Source organism: Streptomyces sp. B15, assembly GCF_018070605.1.
GTDB lineage: Bacteria > Actinomycetota > Actinomycetes > Streptomycetales > Streptomycetaceae > Streptomyces > Streptomyces smyrnaeus.
In genome coordinates, this window is sequence record NZ_JAGPXJ010000200.1 from 1 (window position 1) to 1789 (window position 1789).

Genomic DNA, 1789 nt, shown 5'->3' on the forward strand with positions numbered 1-1789 from the left:
CCCTCGGAACGTACGGCCGTATCCCATGCCCCGCTCGGCAAGCCGGCCGTAGAGGCCGTCCAGCGCGAGCGGGACGGCTCCTGCCGGCGGGTCGCCCTGCGGCTCGGACGGGTCGGCGTCCTGCGGCGGCCGGGGCGGTCCGGCCGCCGGATCGCCTCCCCGGGCGGCGGCCCGCGGGCCCAGCACTCCGGAGGCGTGCTGGGCCCAGCCACCCGCACCGTCCTCGGCGTGCACGGTGAAGGCCGCCCGCCCCTCGGCGTCGGGCTCCTGCACATGGAGCTGGAGCCCCACCGCCTCGTCGCGGAGCAGGAGCGGCGCCTCCAGGGTGAGTTCCTCGACCGCGGCGCCGCCGAGCCGGTCACCCGCGCTCGCGACGAGCTCCACGACCGCCGTCCCCGGGACGACGACCTCTTCGAAGACCGTGTGGTCGGCCAGCCAGGGCAGTTCCTCCGGCGAGACCCGGCCGGTGAAAAGCCGGCCCTTTCCACCGGCCAGCGGCAGCTGACCGGTCAGCAGCGGATGGCGTGCCGACTTCATACCGGCGGCCCGGGGGCCGTCGCCGTCACCGCCGCTGCCCGCCCAGAACCGCTGCCGGGTGAAGGCGTAGCCGGGCAGCTCGACACGGCGGGTGGGTCGCCCGGCCGACGACGCCGACCAGTCGACCGGCACACCGGCTTCCCACGCCTCGCCCGCGGAGGTCAGGAAGTCCTCCAGCCGGCCGTGGTCCCGGGTGAGCGAACCGGCGATCACCGGGTCGCCGCCGAGCGGCTCCAGCGACTGGGTGAGCGCCGTCGTCAGCACGGTGTGCGGGCTCACCTCGATGAAGACCCCGTAGCCCTGACCGGCCATCGCGCGCACGGTCTCCTCGAACAGCACCGGATTGCGCAGGTTCGAGTACCAGTACTCGGCGTCGAGCGCGGTGGTGTCCAGCTGCTCGGCCGCGACCGTGGAGTGGAACGCCACGGAGGCGGCACGCGGACGCACCGGCCCCAGTACGGTGCGCAACCGGTCCCGCAGCGACTCGATGTGCGGCGAGTGCGAGGCGTAGTCGACGGGAATCCGCCGCACCCAGACATCCTCGGCGACGCAGTCTTCGTGGAACGCGTCCAGCGCCGCACTGTCGCCCGAGACCAGGACCGAGGTGGGGCTGTTGACCGCCGCGACGGACAGGCCCGGAGCAGCCGCGAGCATGGCGTGCACCTCCGCCACCGGACGCGCCACCGACAGCATTCCGCCCGTGCCGCCGAGCGTGGCGATCTCCTGGCTGCGCAGCGCGACGACACGGGCCGCGTCCTGCAGACTCAGCGCTCCCGCGACGCAGGCCGCGGCGATCTCTCCTTGCGAGTGCCCGACGACCGCGTCGGGCTCGACCCCGTAGGAACGCCACAGCGCGGCCAGCGACACCATCACGGCGAACAGCGCGGGCTGCACCACATCGACCCGGTCGAGTGCGGGGGCCTGGGCGGGGTCGGTCACCGCTTCGAGGAGGTTCCAGTCGGTGTGCGGCGCCAGGGCTTCGGCGCACCGCTCCAACTGCTCCGCGAAGACCGGGGAGGCCTCCAGTATCCCGGCGGCCATACCGGGCCACTGCGAGCCCTGACCGGGAAAGACGAACGCCACACGGCCCGGTCGGCTGCGCGCCGGGCGGGGAGAGATCTGGTCCGGTTGTTTGGTGGTGAGGTGGTTGAGGGCGGTGGTGAGTTGGGTGTGGTTGTGGCCGATGAGGGTGGTGCGGTGGGGGTGTTGGGTGCGGGTGGTGAGGGTGTGGGCGATGTGGGTGGGGTGGTGG

The 1789-nt window shown here is 73.6% G+C and carries 1 protein-coding gene; it reads right to left on the reverse strand.

Translation table 11 applies throughout. The features are described from left to right. On the reverse strand, nucleotides 1-1789 hold a 1789-nt coding region (locus KBY19_RS35810; RefSeq protein WP_210967513.1), incomplete at both ends, for an acyltransferase domain-containing protein.